Raw genomic sequence first — 340 nt, 5'->3', positions numbered from 1 at the left:
TAGGGCTACCGCACCAAATAGGGTGATTTTGGCTGGGATGGTACCTTCGTCAGATGAACTTGCACCACCATTTTGCCGACGTCCAGGACTTTCGCGTAGCGGGTCGCTGCTCCCACGCCCTGAGCGACATTTTGCTTATCGTCCTGCTCGGGACGCTGGCCGATTGCCACGATTTTTCGGAAATCGAGGATTACGCCAAAGATAAAGAGGCGTTTTTGCGGGCTGAGCTGGGCCTGGAGTTGGGTGGCGGGATTCCCTCGCAGGACACGCTAGGTCGGGTAGTACGCTTTCTCAAACCCAGCGAGTTAGAAAAAAGTCTGCGCTCGGCGTGTCAGCAAGT

The 340-nt window shown here is 55.9% G+C and carries 1 protein-coding gene; it reads left to right on the top strand.

Annotated features, from left to right (window positions below):
• Window positions 1–53: 53 nt before the first annotated feature.
• Window positions 54–340: transposase family protein (locus tag D0T11_RS21900; RefSeq protein ID WP_147374821.1), on the top strand; the 287-nt coding region annotated here is incomplete at its 3' end.

It is taken from the genome of Hymenobacter rubripertinctus (genome assembly GCF_003583925.1).
Taxonomy (GTDB): domain Bacteria; phylum Bacteroidota; class Bacteroidia; order Cytophagales; family Hymenobacteraceae; genus Hymenobacter; species Hymenobacter rubripertinctus.
Note: the sequence above shows the minus strand (reverse complement) of the source record. Positions and strands in the feature narration are given on the sequence as shown.